The sequence below is a fragment of the Pseudomonas sp. LBUM1660 genome, assembly GCF_059695935.1.
Genome location: NZ_CP166795.1, coordinates 3,455,720 through 3,473,792, shown reverse-complemented (window position 1 = coordinate 3,473,792; position 18,073 = coordinate 3,455,720). Strand labels below are relative to the sequence as shown.

Sequence of the window (18,073 nt, the reverse complement as noted above, 5' to 3'; positions counted from 1 at the left end):
GGTCTACGGAGTGGGAATTCATGGTTTAGCAGGCACGGGGTTTAGCAGCGGCATTTTCCATTGGCCGTTGGTAACTTCCGGTTTCGGCAGATACAAGCGCAGGACGCCGTAGAACGGGCCTTTGGGAGCTGGCAGCCAGTTAGTCTGCAGGTCCTCGGCCGGTGCCTTGTTTTGTGCGTAAAGGGTCAGGCCACCGTCGGCATCGAGCTTAAGATCGGGCAGCATTCGCGAGTTGATCAGGTAGCGATTCAGCGGGTTGGCCACCAGCAGCTTGTTCTTGCCGTTATACATCGTCAGTGACCAGAACGCGTCGGCCGGGGGTAGGGCGCCTTTGTCGAAATGCAGGGTGTAATCGTGTTTCGAGGCATCGAGTGGCTGGCCGTCCTTATCAACGAAATAGCCAATGTAATTGGCCTCTTGGGCCGAGTTGCCGAAAATCCCCATGTTGGCGCCAGCGTAGCGGTACAGGTAATTGCCCTTGAGGTGATCGCGGGTGCCGAAGAAGTCGCCGCTGGTGACCTGGTGGGTATCGACTTTGTCTTTTTTGAATTGGGCAAATTCGGCCTTGGCGTCGCTGATACCGTCTTCCAGGGCCTGGCGCTGTTCCGGTGTGAAGTCGTGCAGATTGAACGGCTTGCCGGCCTCGATGCCGATGGTCTTGAAGCGCGCAAGCAGGTCCTTTTCCGCGTCCTGCGCCGGGGCGAAGGCCAGCATGAAGTTCAGGTAGCGGAACAGATCAGGGGTATCGCTCATGGTAGGGGTGGGTTTGGGCCAGGCGATCTTCGGCGCGGCTGGCGGGGCCTTCTGTTTGACATAGTGGCTCAGCGTTTCGACCTTGTAGCCTTTCTGGATCGCCTTGACCTTGGCCAGGTCCTTGTCATCGAACAGCTGCGTGCGATACAGGGCGTAGGCGATGTTGGTTTCACTGCGCAACAGGCGATCCATTTTTACCGGTTGCTGGCCCTGCCAGTTGGGGCCTGCGACCATGAAATGCCCGCCGTTGTTGCCCGTACTGCGGGTGCCCAGGTACGCGAAGTTTTGCGTGTAGGCGTCGATCAATTGAACGGAGTAATAACGGTGCCCGTCGATCGGCGGCAAGGTCAGCACAACGGGTTCGGCGCGCAGGTCCATCCACACAAATGAGTAGGGCGTGTCCGCGTTGGGTGTGACGAACGCGGTGTCCATGGCGGTGAACGCCTTCGCGGTGTTGCCGATCCGGTTGAACGGTGCCCTGAAGTTCGCGCTTTTTTTGTCCACGGCCTGGGTGTAGAGGGTTTTGTACATTTCCACCACCGGGAAGCCGTACAGGTAGGCTTCCTTGGCGATGCCGCGGGCTTCTTCGGGTGTGGTGGTGAAGTCGGCCCAGGCGCTGGTGCTCAGGGCGAGCGAGAGCGCGGTGAGCAACAGGCGGTTAGTCATAGAACTTCCTTCTTGAACCCTTGGGCGTCACTCCACGGCCGTGATGTCGTCGAGTGCCGGGCGGGACGGCACTTCGACCACCAGCGGACCGGCGTTGATCCGGAAGATCGCTTCATGGGCCGGCAGACTGGGTTGCATCGCAATCTTGCCGATTCGGGTATCGAGGTCCTGGGCACCGACGCCGCAACTGACGAACATAGTCATCAGGCTGTAGCCGGCCAAGCGAATTGCACAGTACATACGAGACTCCTATTTGCCGAAAGGCAGTTGTGTCGCGGTTGCAACTACTGCGTAATCTCTTTCCTATCAAGCCTGTAGGACACGTTTGTTGAAGTTAGCAGTTAACGTCGGATTCGCCAGCCGGACGGGGGCTTTGGATGTTTGTTCAGGTTTTCGGTATTTTTTGTGCATTGAAATTGAATGCAAACCTGAGGCTTGGGTGATGTGGCAGAAAAGCCATCGCGGGCAAGTCTGGCATCTGCAAGAGAACGCGGTGTGGTGATCGACTTGCCCGCGAAAAGTGTTGATGAGGTGGCGCTGGACGCTTAATTCCCTGCAATATTCAGCGCTTTTTCATCTGCTCGCGAATCCGTTCTTCCTGCTCGCGCAGTTGCGGGGTGAACTCTTCGCCGAAATCTTCCACTCCGTATATCGGACGAATCTCGATCTCCGCTTCGGTCCCGGGCATCGGGTTGGGGCAGCGTTTGACCCACTCGATCGCTTCCTCTTTCGACTTGACCTCCCAAATCCAGTAACCGGCAATCAGCTCCTTGGTTTCGGCGAACGGGCCGTCGATGACCGTGCGTTTTTCGCCGGAGAAACGCACTCGTGCGCCTTTGCTGCTCGGTTGCAGGCCGTCGCAGTCGATAAGGATGCCGGCCTTGGTCAGTTCCTCGTTGTAATTGCCCATCGCGGTCATCAGTTCTTCGGTAGGCAGCACGCCGGCCTCGGAGTCCGGGCTGGCTTTTACAATGATCATGAGTCGCATGGTCTTGTCTCCGCTGGATTGTGGGTGATTCGCTATCTAGTCGAATAACGGCGACTCGAATCGACAACGCCACTGACGGAAGTTACCCGAATGAGCCGATTTAACCTCGACTTACCATTCAGATTGCTGACGACCTTCGGTGTATAGGCGACCCATATAACTATGTACCGCACCGGACCACCGCTCCACCGACATGCTGCGCCCTACAGACAAGGAGTGACTGTATGGCACAACAAATACATAACGATGGAACGTCAGGAAGTGTCGTCATCCGGTCGGGTCCGCCCGCTTCAAGCAGTGGTTCCGGTGGAGGGACAGGCGGCGGAGGGGTTTCAGGCGGGTTCGGTAAATCCAGCAAGAAAAAGAAAAAGGCCCGAAAGCGGGCCATAGAGGCCGCTCGTCAGGCAAAGGAAAAAGCGCACGCGCAAGCTGTCGCCCAAGCGCAAACCGAGGCGGCTCAAGCACAGGCCGTCGCAGCACAGGCTCAGGAGTTGTCTCGCGTCCAGGCCTTGCATCAGTTTCTTGCCGGTCTGGCCCAGCGTCATGACGCTATCAGATCAGAGGCAGACCGAAGCTTTGCGGCTAAGGCAAGTCAACTCGCACCCTCCCTGGAACATGAAATCTCGGGTGTTCGACGACCGCCGAACAGTGGATCGAGCGAGCGTTGGCAGCTCTACATCATCACCAAGGAAAAAAACGAAATCGATGGGCTGATCGCCCGTAAAACCGCAGAGCTCAATGCAAAGAATGCGGTTGCCCGGTCCTTCGATGGACACGATCCTCTCACCCGCACTTCGAACGATTACCTGACACGACTGGGTGAGTTCGGCCAGGCGCTCAACGACGGCCACCAGATCTGGGAAAACGCCTACAACGCCGCCCACGAAGCCCGGCTTCTATCCGCGCAGATAAACGCGCTCACGGATAAATCCAATGCGCTGGGCAGACATCATGCCGAGCAGACCGTTATATGGCGTGAAAGGGAAGCCGTCTGGGAGCGTAACCGGCAGTATGCCGAGCAGCGTGAGGCGCGAGTTCGGTTCAAGCAGCAAGTCGATGAAGATGCGCGAGTTGAACGGGTCAGGCAGGCCAACACGCTGACGGCGCCGGCAACTTCGGTGGCCGCTGGCGGCGGAATGTTTTTGACTCGAGAAAGTGTGTTGGTTGCGCAAGACGTCGCCACTGCACTTGAAAGGGCTGTCCGGGCTGCCATCGATACCCTCATCGATGCCGGACGCATCGTAGTCAGGACAGGGCCAGTATTTGTCACTGCAATGTTTTATTCGCCAACCCTTGGCAATGGCGAGTTGACTACGGAACAGCGCGGGCGTTTGTTGCAGGGCATTGGCGTTCCGGCCCAAGCGCTGGGCTTTACTGACAGTCGGGCGCTGCAGTCAATCGCAGATGCGGGCGGTTCGGCGGAGGTGGCGTACCGGCTCAAACCCGAAGCTGTGCCGGAAGGTACCGCGATTATCGTCACAGGCACCGGTGGTGAGGTTGACGCTCGTGTACCTGTCATCAATGCCGTACTTGACCCGCTGACCGGTGTCTACAGCGCCGAGGTTCCGGGTTCACCGCCACGACTCCTGCAGTTCACACCCGAGTCCACACCTCAGGTGACCACTTCTGGCCAAGCTGGCCTGGCGGTGATGACACCGCAGATCCAGGACATCCCGGCGGGTGTCGACTTGCGCATTCAGGATTGCATCGTTTGCGTGCCTGGCCTGCCGCCGACGTACCTGTCCTTCAACCTGCCGCCCATAGGCTCGGGCATTGTCACCGGGACCGGTCAACCCGCTGCGAATGATTGGTGGAAAGCCGCAAGCCGAGCCCAGGGTGCATCCATTCCTGTGCAGATCGGTGACCAATTCCGCGGCCGCGAAATCAAGTCGTTCAGCGCCTTCGATGAAGCGCTGTGGCGCACGGTTGGCGAACATCCGGCGCTTGTTGCGCAATTCGACGAGGTGAATAAAAAACGCATCAAACAAGGCTTTGCACCCTACGCGCCGAAAAGCACGTGGGTTGGTGAACGGCGTGAGTTCGAACTGCGCTATCAGGAGCGGGCAGAACTTGGCGCGAACCCCTTCAACCTCGACAAGATAAGCATCACCACACCGCAAAGCACCCAGGGGAGGCTGGGCATCACTCCAGCTGTTCTACCTTGGCCGATTCGTCCCGTGGGAGGCGGTACCTGGACACCCCTCGTTCCGCCGGGAGTGGATCTCCTTGGTCCTACAACCTTACCCGTCACACCGTCTATTCCAACGGTTTATCCCGGCACACCGGCCATCCCGGTCCTACCGCAAAACGAGACGTTTCCGGCTGTTGACGAAGGGCAGATTGGTGCCAGTATTCCTGGGTATCCGGGGGATATGGAGCTGCCCTCGTCGGATGTTCTGTTTCTTGATCGGCGAGATGATCCAGGAACCGCTACAGGTTGGGGGGCTGATACTTCGGAAGTTTGGCTCGGGGACGACGCAAGAGGTATGGGCGCACCCATTCCTTCGCACATTGCGGATCAGTTGCGATGGCAGGAGTTCAGGAATTTTCATGGATTCAGGCGGGCGTTTTGGAAGGCTATTGCAGAGGATGTGGCATTGAGCAAACAGTTTAGTGTTCACAATGTAAAAAGAATGCGATCAGGCCTTTCTCCATACCCATTGGGCACTGATCAGGTGGGTGGTCGCAAAACGTTTGAACTTCACCACGAAATTGGAATTGCAGACGGTGGGGAGGTGTATGGGATGGATAACATCTTAGTGATGACGCCCAAGCGGCACATCCAATTACACGGAGGAAAAAATGAAAATGATCTTTAAAAAGAAGTTGGAAGACTATACAGAAGCGGAGTTTTTGACCTTTTTACAACAGTTTAGTAATTATCCGGATGAATTGGAGGGAGACGAGTTGGAGGCTTATCTGGATAGCCTGTTGGTCCATTTTGAGTTAATTACCGAACACCCTGACCGATCAGACGTCATTTTCTATCCCAAGGACGGTCAGGAGGACAGTCCCGAAGGGATTCTGAAAGAAGTCAAAAAGTGGCGGGCAGCCAATAACAAACCTGGCTTCAAACGCGAGTAACTTTCCAGCAATGACTAACTGGCACCTGCTCATAAGGAAATGAGCAGGTGCCATTCTTTTCGGAAGTTTTCCAAAAGACAAAAGGAAGAACCAAAGATGGAACTTAAAGCAACACTCAAGGATTACACCGAGCCGGAATTCCTGGCGTTGGTAAACAGGATCTGGGCGGTTGATTTACCTAAGCAATATCACGACCAACTGATCAATCATTTCGACCGTATCGTCGGCCATCCTGAGGGTGCTGACCTGCTGTTTTACTCAAAAGATGAGTACAACATGAATTCCCCCGAATGGGTCGTCGGTTATGTCAACGAGTGGTGGCAAGGGCAGGGCGTGGCCGCGTTCAAGGGTCAAAGTGCAGCTGTGAGAGCACCAATACCGTATGTGCCGCTGAGTCCCGCGCAGATAGCGCAGCAACGAGCGACCTTGAGCCTGGAAGGTGTTCAAAGAATCGTCGCGGAACTGGCGACATCCGAGCAAGCGATTGAAGTGTCTCTTGGCCTTCTTGAGCAACGAATCAAGCACCTGCATGGCCAACAGATCAATGAAGTGAACATCATCGAGTGCGAGGCAAGTCTGCGAGCGCTGGAAGTGGCCGAGTACGAGGCGCGTAAGGCTGCGCACCAGTATGGATACTGGAAATCGCGCGTCGAGTTCACCAAGAACGCCGCCCTGCGCGATAAGACCGACGCTCGGTCAGAGCAGGCGCTGTGGCAAAGTATCGCGCAACAGATCAGCGCCACCCATGAACGGTACGCAAGGAGTTTGATCGCCATCAACCAGCGTCTGCAGCGCTTGCAAGTTCAGGCTGAAGCATTGCTGGTCCTCGCACAGGCTCAACTTGTCCGTCAGCGCCATAAAGAGGGGGTTGGTCCTACTCAGGCGCCTGGTTTGCTTGTCGCATACCTCGCCTTTGCCAAGGTGCGCCCCAGTATTTTGCTTAGCGGTGCCTTTTCGCAGCCACTGGAGACTCATTGGGTGGCTCTGCAAAAATCCATACGTTCAGCTCTGGCAGAGTTCACCTGGCAGCTCACTACTGAAACCGACGCTCATACAGGTCAGTACGCAGCGGTCCTGCGATTTGAGTTTGTCAGTCGTGCCGAAACCGAGATGTATGGGTTAAGTGTGCCCCTTGCCGAACTTCACCCTATAGAGGGGCAAGACTGGCACGGTCTGGCGAAGTCTCAAGCTGAGGTCGACATGCGCTTCAGAATGAACAGCAGCACGTACACAGCGCCACCTGGTGCAATGTCGCGTGGTTTGAAACAAATACAGACGTTGTTACAGATTTCTATTACCTCGACCAATGATTCGAAAGTGCGAGTGCGCCCGGCTGTTTGGAATGAGCACCTGAACGCGTTCACTTTCACTGCCGACGGACCCGCTCCCCTGACGGTTAACTGGCAGGCGCCGGTCACTCCCGACAGCCCACCTGATTTGGCACCAGCAAGCGAAAAAAGGCTGGGATTTCTCGTGTCTCCACCCGTGCCGTTACTAGAGACCTTCCGCGATGTTCTAGCGATTCAGTTCGATGACTACGTCGTGGTCTTCCCGGCAGATTCAGGTCTGGACCCGCTTTACGTTATGTTCAGAGACAGGCGCGAGTATCCCGAGTTGGCGATTGTTGAAGTAAAGCGCTAGTGCGACTTCGTTCTTGACCTGCCATCAATCTGCCGTCTCGCCAAACAAAGGAATGTTACCGTCTATGCCTGTCCTGGAACTCACCACTCTGATCCCCGGCCGCACGCCTGAGCAAGTCCTCGATTTCTGCCTTGAAGGCGTCAACTTTCCGAAGATCTTCCCGGAGCGGGTTACGTTATTGAGCGATATCGATTTGAGCAACCTGCGCATCGAAGCCGGGCGCCAGTTCCGTTTTCGACACTGGATGTTCAGTGTCATTCCTGCGAGCTGGACCGTGGTGATACGGGAAGTCGGCGAGCACCATTTCATCGATGAAATGCTCAAGGGGCCCATGGCTGCCTTTCGTCATGAGCACCGGGTGGAGGCAGGAGAGGGCGGTACGCTATACACCGACCATGTGACGTATTCGGCTTTCGGTGGCGCGTTTACCGAAGCGTTGCTGGTGAATGCGTATATGCGCCGGATTTTCGAGGCACGGCACCGCAATATGCTGCGGTTGTTGGCCTGAACCCGATTTGTAGGAGCGAGGCTTGCCCGCGAAGGGATCACCTCGTTGCAACAGGCTGACCGCGTTATCGTTCTTCGCGGGCAAGCCTCGCTCCTACAAAGGATTTGGTTTGTATCCAATGTGTGCGACGAGACATCACAATTTGTATCTGTCCATAGGTCGTCGGCCCATTTCGTGGTTAACTTCGGCCTCTTCAAAATTCTCCACAACAACGTCAGAAGGACTCCGTTCATGGCTCAAGTCACTCTTAAAGGCTCCCCGGTTCAAGTCAACGGCCAACTGCCACAAGCCGGTTCCAAGGCGCCAGCCTTTTCCCTGGTTGCTGGCAATCTGTCCGACGTGACCCTGGCGAGCTTCGCCGGCAAGCGCAAAGTGCTGAACATCTTCCCAAGCGTCGACACCCCAACCTGCGCCACTTCGGTACGCAAGTTCAACGCCCAGGCCAACGACATCGCCAACACCGTGGTGCTGTGCATCTCCGCTGACCTGCCGTTCGCTCAAGCACGCTTCTGCGGCGCCGAAGGCCTGGACAACGTACAGAACCTGTCGACCCTGCGCGGTGCCGAGTTCATCGAGAACTACGGCGTGGCCATCGCTGACGGCCCGCTCAAAGGCCTGACCGCCCGTGCCGTCGTGGTACTGGACGAAAACGACAACGTTCTGCACAGCGAACTGGTCAAGGAAATCGCTGAAGAACCGAACTACGAAGCGGCACTGGCCGTTCTGAAATAAGTAAAGCATTACAATTGTTAACGGCCTGAGGGGGCGTTCTCAGTTAATTTCCCCGTCGCGTTGTCGCCTTAAAGCGGGCCAGGCAAGGCGCAGGCCGCTGGGAATGGTTGTTCCCTTTCCAAGGCCTGCAACGCAGGCTGGCCCGCTTTAAGGCACAACCCGAAGGGCCGGGCCTGCTGTTGTGCAGGGCTGCGTTGCTCGAAGCTTATTTGGAATGACCAAACCACGCTTCTCGCGCCTTGCCCTGCACAACAGCAGACCCGGCGCGGCGGGGTAATTAACTGAGAACGCCCCCTCTGTCCAGGCCGTTTTCATTTGTGCTTCAGTGTCTTAGATATATCTCCTGTTACGTAAGCCGAAGGTAAATTGCCGGTAAAGGCGCTTTGCTTAATACCCACCAGTGCTTATCGTTCAGCCTCCTGTAGAAAGAAGCTCACGCGCCCAATGGTTGATCATTCCATGCAATCCTCCGCTTCCCGTAAACCTCGTCGCTGGCTGCTCGGCCTGCTTGTCCTGTTGGTCATCGCTGGCCTGTGCTGGAAATTCTGGCCCGCCGGCACTGCCCAGAAAGACGGTGCTGCGCCGAAAGCCGTGGCCGGCCACACCGGCAAGTCGGGGGGGATGCGTCCGGGCTTCGGCGGGGCGACCGGGCCGATCCCGGTGCGCGTGGCGCCGGCGGTCAAGGGTGATTTCCCGCTGTACTACAAGGCGCTGGGCACCGTCACCGCGCTGAACACCATCAATGTGCGCAGCCGGGTTGGCGGCGAACTGATGAAGATTTCCTTCGAAGAAGGGCAGATGGTCAAGGCTGGCGACCTGCTGGCTGAAATCGATCCGCGCCCTTACCAGAACGCCTTGCTCCAGGCCGAAGGCACGCTGCTGCAGAACCAGGCACAGCTGAAAAACGCGCAGGTCGATGTCGAGCGTTATCGCGGCCTGTTCAAGGAAGACAGTATCGCCAAGCAAACCCTGGACACCGCCGAAGCACTGGTCGGCCAGTACCAGGGCACGGTCAAGACCAATCAGGCGGCGGTCAACGACGCCAAGCTCAATCTCGAATTCACCAGAATCCGCGCCCCGATTGCCGGGCGTGTAGGCCTGCGGCAGCTCGACGTCGGCAACCTGGTGGCGGCCAACGACACCACGGCGCTGGCGATCATTACCCAGACCCAACCGATCAGCGTCGCCTTCACCTTGCCGGAAAACAGCCTCGACGTCGTCCTGGCGCGCTACCGCACGGGCGCCAAACTGCCGGCCGAAGCCTGGGACCGTGGCGACACCAAGTTGCAGGCCACCGGCGTGTTGCAGAGCCTGGACAACCAGATCGACGTCACCACCGGCACCCTGAAATTCAAGGCGCGCTACGACAACCGAGATCAGGCGCTGTTCCCCAATCAGTTCGTCAACGTGCACCTGCTGGCCGACACCCTCAAGGATGTGGTGCTCGCGCCGTCGGCGGCGATTCAGTTCGGCACCAACGGCACCTTCGTCTATGCCCTGGACGGCGACAAGAAAGTCGCGATCCGTCAGTTGAAAGTCGGCGCCAGTGACGGTGAAAACACCGTGATTACCGAAGGCCTGGCGCCTGGGGATCGCGTCGTGTTGGAAGGCACCGACCGCCTGAAGGAAGGCAGTGAAGTGGAAGTGGTCAACGACACCCAGGACGTACCGACCAGCCCGACCGGCCATCTGCAAGGTAAATCGGCGGCCAGCTCGACTGAGCCGGCGACCACCGACAAGGCGAAAAAGGGCGGCGCATGAACATCTCGCGGCTGTTCATCCTTCGCCCGGTAGCCACCACACTGAGCATGCTGGCCATTATCCTGGCCGGCGTGATTGCTTATCGGCTGCTGCCGGTGTCGGCATTGCCTCAGGTGGATTACCCGACCATCCGCGTCATGACGCTGTATCCCGGCGCCAGCCCGGATGTCATGACCAGCGCCGTGACCGCGCCGCTGGAGCGTCAGTTCGGGCAGATGCCCGGCCTGACCCAGATGGCGTCGACCAGTTCCGGCGGCGCTTCGGTGCTGACCCTGCGTTTCAGCCTCGACATCAACATGGACGTCGCCGAGCAGCAGGTCCAAGCCGCGATCAACGCCGCGACCAATCTGCTGCCCAAGGACCTACCGGCGCCGCCGGTGTACAACAAAGTCAACCCGGCGGACACCCCGGTGCTGACCCTGGCCATCACCTCCAAAACCATGCTGTTGCCCAAACTCAATGATCTGGTCGATACACGCATGGCGCAGAAAATCGCCCAGATCAGTGGGGTCGGCATGGTCAGCATTGCCGGCGGCCAGCGGCAGGCGGTGCGGATCAAGGTCAACCCGGAGGCGTTGGCGGCCAATGGCTTGAACCTGTCGGATGTGCGCACCCTGATCGGCGCGTCCAACGTCAACCAGCCCAAGGGCAATTTCGACGGCCCGACCCGGGTCTCGATGCTGGATGCAAACGATCAACTGACCTCGCCCAAGGACTACGCCAACCTGATCCTGGCCTACGCCAACGGTGCGCCGCTGCGCCTCAAGGACGTGGCCGAGATTGTCGACGGCGCCGAAAACGAACGCCTGGCGGCATGGGCCAATGAAAACCAGGCGGTGCTGCTGAACATTCAGCGCCAGCCCGGCGCCAACGTTATCGAGGTGGTCGACCGGATCAAGGCCTTGCTGCCGAGCATCACCGACAACCTGCCGGCCGGTCTCGACGTCACGGTCCTCACCGACCGCACCCAGACCATCCGCGCCTCCGTCACCGACGTGCAGCACGAATTGCTGATTGCCATCGCGCTGGTGGTCATGGTCACGTTCCTGTTCCTGCGTCGGTTCAGCGCCACGATCATTCCGTCGGTGGCCGTGCCGCTGTCGTTGATCGGCACTTTCGGCGTGATGTACCTCGCCGGTTTCTCGGTCAACAACCTGACCTTGATGGCCCTGACCATCGCCACCGGTTTCGTGGTGGACGATGCGATCGTGATGCTGGAGAACATTTCCCGGTATATCGAAGAAGGGGACAGTCCCCTAAATGCTGCGTTGAAGGGCGCCAAGCAGATCGGCTTCACCCTGATTTCCCTGACCCTGTCGCTGATCGCGGTTTTGATTCCGCTGCTGTTCATGGCGGACGTGGTGGGGCGCTTGTTCCGCGAGTTCGCCATCACCCTGGCGGTGGCGATCCTGATTTCCCTGGTTGTGTCCCTGACACTGACGCCGATGATGTGCGCGCGGTTGCTGAAACGTGAACCCAAGGAAGAAGAACAGGGCCGTTTCTACCGCGCCAGCGGTGCAACAATTGATTGGATGATCGCGGCTTACGGCCGTAAGTTAAAGTGGGTTCTCAAGCATCAACCGCTGACGCTGATGGTGGCGATCGGCACCCTGGCGCTGACGGTGTTCCTGTACCTGGTCGTGCCCAAGGGCTTCTTCCCGGTGCAGGACACGGGGGTTATCCAGGGCATTTCCGAGGCGCCGCAGTCGATTTCCTTTGCGGCGATGAGCGAGCGGCAGCAGGAACTGGCCAAGGTGATCCTGGCCGATCCGGCGGTGGAGAGCCTGTCGTCCTACATCGGCGTCGACGGTGACAACTCGACGCTGAACAGCGGTCGCCTGCTGATCAACCTCAAGTCCCACAGCAACCGTGACCTGAGCGCCACCGAAGTGATCGCCCGGCTGCAACCGGAACTGGACAAGCTTGTCGGCATTCGCCTGTTTATGCAACCGGTGCAGGACCTGACCATCGAAGACCGCGTCAGCCGCACGCAATACCAGTTCAGCATGTCGTCGCCCGATTCCGAGTTGCTCAGCCTGTGGAGCGGTCGTCTGGTGGACGCACTGGCGCAACGGCCTGAGTTGACTGACGTCGCCAGCGACTTGCAGGACAAGGGCTTGCAGGTCTATCTGGTGATCGACCGCGATGCAGCGTCGCGGGTCGGCGTATCGGTGTCGAACATCACCGATGCGCTGTACGACGCCTTCGGCCAGCGGCAGATTTCCACCATTTACACCCAGGCCAGCCAATACCGCGTGGTGCTGCAATCGCAGTCCGGCGAGAAGATCGGCCCGGATGCGTTGAACCAGATTCACGTCAAAACCACCGACGGCGGGCAAGTGCGTCTGTCCAGCCTCGCGCACATCGAGGAGCGGCAGGCGCAACTGGCGATCACCCACATCGGCCAGTTCCCGGCGGTGATGATGTCCTTCAACCTCGCGCCCGGCGTGGCGCTGGGGCATGCGGTGGAAATCATCGAACAGGTGCAGAAAGACATCGGCATGCCGATTGGCGTGCAGACCCAGTTCCAGGGCGCCGCCGAAGCATTCCAGGCGTCGTTGTCGAGCACCTTGCTGCTGATTCTGGCGGCGGTGGTGACCATGTACATCGTGCTCGGCGTGTTGTACGAGAGCTACATCCACCCGATCACCATTCTCTCGACCTTGCCCTCGGCGGCGGTCGGCGCCTTGCTGGCCTTGCTGTTGAGCGGCAATGACCTGGGGATGATCGCGATCATCGGCATCATTTTGCTGATCGGTATCGTGAAAAAGAACGCGATCATGATGATCGACTTCGCCCTCGACTCCGAGCGCAATCAGGGCATGGACCCGGAAACCGCGATCTATCAAGCGGCGTTGCTGCGTTTCCGACCGATTCTGATGACCACGCTGGCGGCATTGTTTGGTGCGGTGCCGTTGATGCTGGCCACCGGTTCCGGCGCGGAATTGCGCCAGCCGTTGGGCCTGGTGATGGTCGGCGGTCTGCTGTTGAGCCAGGTGCTGACGCTGTTCACCACGCCTGTGATCTATCTGTATTTCGACCGCCTTGGTCGGCGCTGGGGTCGCAAGTCTGAAGCCGCGGAAGCGGTAGAGCAGCCATGAACCTGTCCGGACCTTTCATCAAGCGCCCGGTCGCGACCATGCTGCTGAGCCTGGCGATCATGCTGCTGGGCGGCGTGAGCTTCGGCCTGTTGCCGGTGTCGCCGTTGCCGCAGATGGATTTCCCGGTGATCGTGGTCCAGGCCAGTTTGCCCGGCGCCAGCCCTGAAGTGATGGCCTCGACCGTGGCCACGCCGCTGGAGCGCTCCTTCGGCGCCATCGCCGGCGTCAACACCATGAGCAGCCGCTCGAGCCAGGGCTCGACCCGGGTGATTTTGCAGTTCGATCTGGACCGCGACATCAACGGCGCGGCGCGGGAGGTGCAAGCGGCGATCAATGCCTCGCGCAACCTGTTGCCGAGCGGGATGCGCAGCATGCCGACCTACAAGAAGGTCAACCCGTCGCAGGCGCCGATCATGGTGCTGTCGCTGACCTCCGACGTACTGGAAAAAGGCCAGCTCTACGATTTGGCCTCGACGATTCTGTCCCAGAGCCTGTCCCAGGTGCAGGGCGTCGGTGAGGTGCAGATTGGTGGCAGCTCCCTGCCGGCGGTGCGCATCGAGCTCGAACCCCAGGCGCTCAACCAGTACGGCGTGGCCCTGGACGATGTACGCAACACCATCGCCAACGCCAACGTGCGCCGGCCGAAAGGTTCGGTCGAAGACGGCCAGCGGTTGTGGCAGGTGCAGGCCAATGATCAACTGGAGAAAGCCAAGGATTACGAATCGCTGATCATCCACTACGCGGACGGCGCAGCGTTGCGCTTGAAGGATGTGGCCAAGGTCAGCGATGGTGTCGAGGACCGCTACAACAGCGGTTTCTTCAACAATGACGCGGCGGTGCTGCTGGTGATCAACCGCCAGGCCGGTGCGAACATCATCGAGACGGTCAACGAAATCAAGGCGCAGTTGCCGGCGTTGCAGGCGGTGCTGCCGGCCAGCGTCAAGCTGAACCTGGCGATGGACCGTTCGCCGGTGATCAAGGCGACATTGCACGAAGCGGAAATGACCCTGCTGATCGCCGTGGCGCTGGTGATTCTGGTGGTGTTCCTGTTCCTCGGTAACTTCCGCGCCTCGCTGATTCCGACTCTGGCGGTGCCGGTGTCGCTGGTCGGCACGTTTGCGGTGATGTACCTCTATGGGTTTTCCCTGAATAACCTGTCGTTGATGGCGCTGATTTTGGCCACCGGGCTGGTGGTGGACGACGCCATCGTGGTGCTGGAGAACATTTCCCGGCACATCGACGAAGGCGTGCCGCCAATGAAGGCCGCCTACCTCGGGGCTGAGGAAGTTGGCTTCACTTTGCTGTCGATGAACGTCTCGCTGGTGGCGGTGTTCCTGTCGATCCTGTTTATGGGCGGGATCGTCGAAAGCCTGTTCCGTGAGTTTTCCATCACGCTGGCGGCGTCCATCGTGGTCTCGCTGTTGGTCTCGCTGACGCTGACGCCGATGCTCTGCGCCCGTTGGCTCAAGCCGCACACGCCGGGGCAGGAAAACCGTTTGCAGCGCTTGAGCCAGCGGGCCAACGAGTGGATGGTCGGCAAATACGCGACCAGCCTCGACTGGGTGCTGCGTCACCGTCGGTTGACCTTGTTCAGCCTGTTCGTGACAGTCGGCGTTAACATCGCGTTGTATGTCGTTGTTCCTAAAACCTTTATGCCGCAGCAGGATACCGGTCAACTGATCGGTTTCGTGCGTGGCCACGACGGTCTGTCGTTCAGCGTGATGCAGCCAAAAATGGAAATCTTCCGCCGTGCCGTGCTCAAGGACGACGCGGTGCAAAGCGTCGCCGGGTTCATCGGCGGCACCAACGGTACCAACAACGCTTTCATGCTGGTGCGCTTGAAACCGATCAAGGAACGCAACATTTCCGCGCAGAAAGTCATCGAACGCCTGCGCAAGGAAATGCCCAAGGTCCCTGGCGCGCAATTGATGCTGATGGCCGATCAGGACCTGCAGTTCGGTGGCGGTCGTGAACAAACCACCTCGCAGTATTCCTACATCCTGCAAAGCGGCGACCTGGGCGACTTGCGCGAGTGGTACCCGAAAGTCGTCACCGCCTTGAAAGCATTGCCGGAGCTGACGGCGATAGATGCCCGCGAAGGTCGGGGGGCTCAGCAAGTGACGTTGATCGTCGACCGCGATCAGGCGAAACGCCTGGGTGTCGACATGGACATGGTCACTTCGGTGCTGAACAACGCCTACAGCCAGCGGCAGATTTCGACGATTTACGACAGCCTCAACCAGTACCAAGTGGTGATGGAGGTCAATCCGAAATACGCCCAAGACCCGATCACCCTCAAACAGGTGCAGGTGATCACCGCTGACGGCGCGCGGATTCCGTTGTCGACCATTGCCCATTACGAAAACAGTCTGGAAGACGACCGGGTCAGCCACGAGGGCCAGTTCGCCTCCGAGAGCCTGTCTTTTGACATGGCCGACGGCGTGACGGTGGAGCAGGGCACTGCGGCGATTGAGCGGGCCATCGCCAAGGTCGGCCTGCCGGAAAGCGTGATTGCGAAAATGGCCGGCACCGCCGATGCCTTCGCCGCCACCCAGAAGAGCCAGCCGTGGATGATTCTCGGCGCGCTGGTGGCGGTGTACCTGGTGTTGGGCGTGCTGTATGAAAGCTACATTCATCCGCTGACCATTTTGTCGACGTTGCCATCGGCCGGGGTCGGCGCGTTGCTGTCGATCTATGCGCTGGGCGGTGAGTTCAGCCTGATTTCGTTGCTCGGGTTATTCCTGCTCATCGGCGTGGTGAAGAAAAACGCCATTCTGATGATCGACCTGGCCCTGCAACTGGAGCGCCATCAGGGCATGGCGCCGCTGGAATCGATCCGCAGTGCCTGCCTGCAACGTCTGCGGCCGATTCTGATGACCACCCTGGCGGCGATCCTCGGCGCGTTGCCGTTGCTGTTAGGGCGTGCGGAAGGGGCGGAAATGCGTCAGCCGCTGGGCCTGACGATCATCGGCGGGCTGATCTTCAGCCAGGTGCTGACCCTTTACACCACCCCGGTGGTTTACCTCTATCTCGATAAACTGCGCCATCGCTTCAACAAATGGCGTGGCGTGCGTACCGATGCTGCTCTGGAAACTCCGCTATGACTGACCGTTCGCTTATTAATCTGGCGACGCCGCTGGCAGCCGCCCGGGGCTCGCGTTTGTTGAGCCTGGCGCTGTGCGTGGCGATGCTCAGCGCTTGCGCTGTCGGCCCGGACTACCAGCGCCCGCCAGCGGCCGCGCCGGTGCAATACAAGGAAGCGGCCGGCTGGCGTCAGGCCAGCCCGAGTGATTCCCTGGCGCGAGGTGCCTGGTGGGAGTTGTATGGCGATCAGCAGCTCAATGGCCTGATCGAAAAACTCAACAGTTCCAACCAGACCGTCGCCCAGTCCGAAGCCCAGTACCGTCAGGCCCAGGCTTTGGTGCGCAGCGCCCGGGGCGCGTTTTTTCCGACGGTGGACCTGACCGTCGGGAAAAACCGCAGCAGCCAGGGCACTGGCAGCAGCAGTTCGAGCCTGACCAGTTCCTCCAGCGGGATTCGCGACACCTACACCGCGCAGGCCGGGGTCAGTTGGGAGGCGGACATCTGGGGCAAATTGCGCCGGGGCCTTGAAGCCGACACCGCCAACGCCGAGGCCAGTTTTGCCGATCTGGCGGCGATGCGCCTCAGCCAGCAATCGGAGCTGGTGCAGAACTACCTGCAATTGCGGGTGATCGACGAACAGAAACGCCTGCTGGAAGCGACCGTCGAGGCCTATCAGCGCTCGCTGAAAATGACCGAAAACCAGTACCGCGCCGGCGTCTCCGGCAAGGACGCGGTGGCCCAGGCTCAGACCCAGCTCAAAAGCACTCAGGCGGATATGGTCGACCTGATCTGGCAGCGCGCCCAATTCGAGAACGCCGTTGCCGTATTGATCGGGCTGCCGCCAGCCGAGTTCAGCCTGGCCGAAACCAAGAACATCCCGGCGTTGCCCGAAGTGCCGCTGGGTCTGCCATCGCAGTTGCTCGAGCGCCGCCCGGACATCGCTTCGGCAGAGCGTTCGGTGATGGCGGCCAACGCCAACATCGGCGTGGCCAAGGCCGCCTACTACCCGGACCTGACCCTGAGCCTCAACGGCGGTTATAGCAGCAGCACCTATGCCAACTGGATCAGCGTGCCGAACCGCTTCTGGTCGGTGGGGCCTCAACTGGCCATGACCCTGTTTGATGGCGGCCAGCGTTCGGCCGAGGTCGATCGGAGTGAAGCGGCCTACGACGAAACTGTGGCCAAGTACCGCCAGACCGTGCTCGACGGTTTTCGCGAGGTGGAAAACTACCTCGTGCAGCTTAAGGTGCTGGAAGACGAAGCCGGTGTGCGCCAGGAAGCACTGGATGCGGCGCGTGAATCCCTGCGCTTGACGCAAAATCAATACAAGGCCGGGGTGATTGCCTACCTGGATGTGGTGGTTGTCCAGGCCACTGCGTTGAGTAACGAGCGTAGTGTGTTGAGCCTGTTGCAGAGCCGCTTGATCGCCAGCGTGCAGCTGATTGCGGCGCTGGGCGGCGGTTGGGACGGTGCGCTCCAGGTGAGCGAAAACAAATAGGACGGCCCCTGTAGCAGCTGCCGAGGCTGCGTTGTGGCGAGGGGGCTTGCCCCCGTTCGAGCGCGAAGCGGTCGTAAATACAGACGACTCGGTGTTTTTGAACCATAGCTAGGGCCGCTTCGCGCCCCAACGGGGGCAAGCCCCCTCGCCACAACGCAGGCTCGACAGCTGCTACAAGCGAACGTGTCGTCATCGGGAGTCAAACAATCGTTTCATCGGGTTGATGGCCATATGATTGCTTTTGTCAGTGCGTTCTT

At 59.3% G+C, this 18,073-nt stretch carries 12 protein-coding genes; 9 read left to right on the top strand and 3 right to left on the bottom strand.

Features of this window, described 5'->3' with window-relative positions; translation table 11 throughout:
* Nucleotides 1-18: 18 nt before the first annotated feature.
* The 3 genes from ACA068_RS16250 to ACA068_RS16240 form a co-directional block, all read right to left on the bottom strand.
* Nucleotides 19-1,419 carry a DUF1254 domain-containing protein gene (locus ACA068_RS16250; RefSeq protein WP_497303161.1) on the bottom strand — a complete coding sequence of 467 codons (1,401 nt, stop codon included), beginning with the start codon at nucleotides 1,417-1,419 and terminating at the stop codon, nucleotides 19-21.
* A gap of 27 nt (nucleotides 1,420-1,446) precedes the next feature.
* Nucleotides 1,447-1,659: a hypothetical protein gene (locus tag ACA068_RS16245; RefSeq protein ID WP_497303159.1), complete on the bottom strand. Its 213-nt coding sequence runs from the start codon at nucleotides 1,657-1,659 to the stop codon at nucleotides 1,447-1,449.
* Nucleotides 1,660-1,981: 322 nt separating this feature from the next.
* Nucleotides 1,982-2,407 (bottom strand): YciI family protein, encoded by a 426-nt coding sequence (locus ACA068_RS16240; RefSeq protein WP_497303158.1) that lies wholly within the window; start codon nucleotides 2,405-2,407, stop codon nucleotides 1,982-1,984.
* A 224-nt stretch (nucleotides 2,408-2,631) separates the two neighbouring features.
* Between ACA068_RS16240 and ACA068_RS16235 the strand changes: the two genes are divergently transcribed.
* The 9 genes from ACA068_RS16235 (at nucleotide 2,632) to ACA068_RS16195 (ending at nucleotide 17,816) form a co-directional block, all read left to right on the top strand.
* The gene (locus ACA068_RS16235) at nucleotides 2,632-5,226 is read left to right on the top strand and encodes a pyocin-S2/colicin E7-DNase domain-containing protein (RefSeq protein WP_497303156.1); all 2,595 of its coding nucleotides are present in this window, start codon (nucleotides 2,632-2,634) and stop codon (nucleotides 5,224-5,226) included.
* Nucleotides 5,216-5,491, top strand: a complete 276-nt coding sequence (locus tag ACA068_RS16230; RefSeq protein WP_497310608.1) for a bacteriocin immunity protein — start codon at nucleotides 5,216-5,218, stop codon at nucleotides 5,489-5,491. The genes ACA068_RS16235 and ACA068_RS16230 overlap by 11 nt, the downstream gene beginning before the upstream one ends.
* Before the next feature lie 96 nt (nucleotides 5,492-5,587).
* Nucleotides 5,588-7,132, top strand: coding sequence for an S-type pyocin domain-containing protein (locus ACA068_RS16225; protein ID WP_497303154.1), 1,545 nt, complete (start codon nucleotides 5,588-5,590; stop codon nucleotides 7,130-7,132).
* 64 nt (nucleotides 7,133-7,196) lie between these two features.
* Entirely contained in the window at nucleotides 7,197-7,640 is a 444-nt protein-coding gene (locus tag ACA068_RS16220; RefSeq protein ID WP_497303153.1) for an SRPBCC family protein, read from the top strand.
* 231 nt (nucleotides 7,641-7,871) lie between these two features.
* Nucleotides 7,872-8,372 carry a thiol peroxidase gene (gene tpx / locus ACA068_RS16215; protein WP_497303151.1) on the top strand — a complete coding sequence of 167 codons (501 nt, stop codon included), beginning with the start codon at nucleotides 7,872-7,874 and terminating at the stop codon, nucleotides 8,370-8,372.
* Between the two features lie 444 nt (nucleotides 8,373-8,816).
* Nucleotides 8,817-10,133, top strand: a complete 1,317-nt coding sequence (locus ACA068_RS16210; protein ID WP_497303149.1) for an MdtA/MuxA family multidrug efflux RND transporter periplasmic adaptor subunit — start codon at nucleotides 8,817-8,819, stop codon at nucleotides 10,131-10,133.
* Nucleotides 10,130-13,234 carry an MdtB/MuxB family multidrug efflux RND transporter permease subunit gene (locus tag ACA068_RS16205; protein ID WP_497303147.1) on the top strand — a complete coding sequence of 1,035 codons (3,105 nt, stop codon included), beginning with the start codon at nucleotides 10,130-10,132 and terminating at the stop codon, nucleotides 13,232-13,234. Before ACA068_RS16210 ends, ACA068_RS16205 begins: the two co-directional genes overlap by 4 nt.
* Nucleotides 13,231-16,338, top strand: a complete 3,108-nt coding sequence (locus tag ACA068_RS16200; RefSeq protein ID WP_497303145.1) for an efflux RND transporter permease subunit — start codon at nucleotides 13,231-13,233, stop codon at nucleotides 16,336-16,338. Before ACA068_RS16205 ends, ACA068_RS16200 begins: the two co-directional genes overlap by 4 nt.
* Nucleotides 16,335-17,816: an efflux transporter outer membrane subunit gene (locus tag ACA068_RS16195; protein WP_497303143.1), complete on the top strand. Its 1,482-nt coding sequence runs from the start codon at nucleotides 16,335-16,337 to the stop codon at nucleotides 17,814-17,816. The genes ACA068_RS16200 and ACA068_RS16195 overlap by 4 nt, the downstream gene beginning before the upstream one ends.
* Nucleotides 17,817-18,073 lie beyond the last annotated feature (257 nt).

Excerpts from the sequence above, each read along its gene's own strand:
- tpx (WP_497303151.1), top strand. The coding sequence starts at position 7,872 with ATGGCTCAAGTCACTCTTAAAGGCTCCCCGGTTCAAGTCAACGGCCAA.
- ACA068_RS16220 (WP_497303153.1), top strand. The coding sequence starts at position 7,197 with ATGCCTGTCCTGGAACTCACCACTCTGATCCCCGGCCGCACGCCTGAG.
- ACA068_RS16235 (WP_497303156.1), top strand. The coding sequence starts at position 2,632 with ATGGCACAACAAATACATAACGATGGAACGTCAGGAAGTGTCGTCATC.
- ACA068_RS16230 (WP_497310608.1), top strand. The coding sequence starts at position 5,216 with ATGATCTTTAAAAAGAAGTTGGAAGACTATACAGAAGCGGAGTTTTTG.
- ACA068_RS16250 (WP_497303161.1), bottom strand. The coding sequence starts at position 1,419 with ATGACTAACCGCCTGTTGCTCACCGCGCTCTCGCTCGCCCTGAGCACC.
- ACA068_RS16245 (WP_497303159.1), bottom strand. The coding sequence starts at position 1,659 with ATGTACTGTGCAATTCGCTTGGCCGGCTACAGCCTGATGACTATGTTC.
- ACA068_RS16205 (WP_497303147.1), top strand. The coding sequence starts at position 10,130 with ATGAACATCTCGCGGCTGTTCATCCTTCGCCCGGTAGCCACCACACTG.
- ACA068_RS16210 (WP_497303149.1), top strand. The coding sequence starts at position 8,817 with ATGGTTGATCATTCCATGCAATCCTCCGCTTCCCGTAAACCTCGTCGC.
- ACA068_RS16195 (WP_497303143.1), top strand. The coding sequence starts at position 16,335 with ATGACTGACCGTTCGCTTATTAATCTGGCGACGCCGCTGGCAGCCGCC.
- ACA068_RS16240 (WP_497303158.1), bottom strand. The coding sequence starts at position 2,407 with ATGCGACTCATGATCATTGTAAAAGCCAGCCCGGACTCCGAGGCCGGC.
- ACA068_RS16200 (WP_497303145.1), top strand. The coding sequence starts at position 13,231 with ATGAACCTGTCCGGACCTTTCATCAAGCGCCCGGTCGCGACCATGCTG.
- ACA068_RS16225 (WP_497303154.1), top strand. The coding sequence starts at position 5,588 with ATGGAACTTAAAGCAACACTCAAGGATTACACCGAGCCGGAATTCCTG.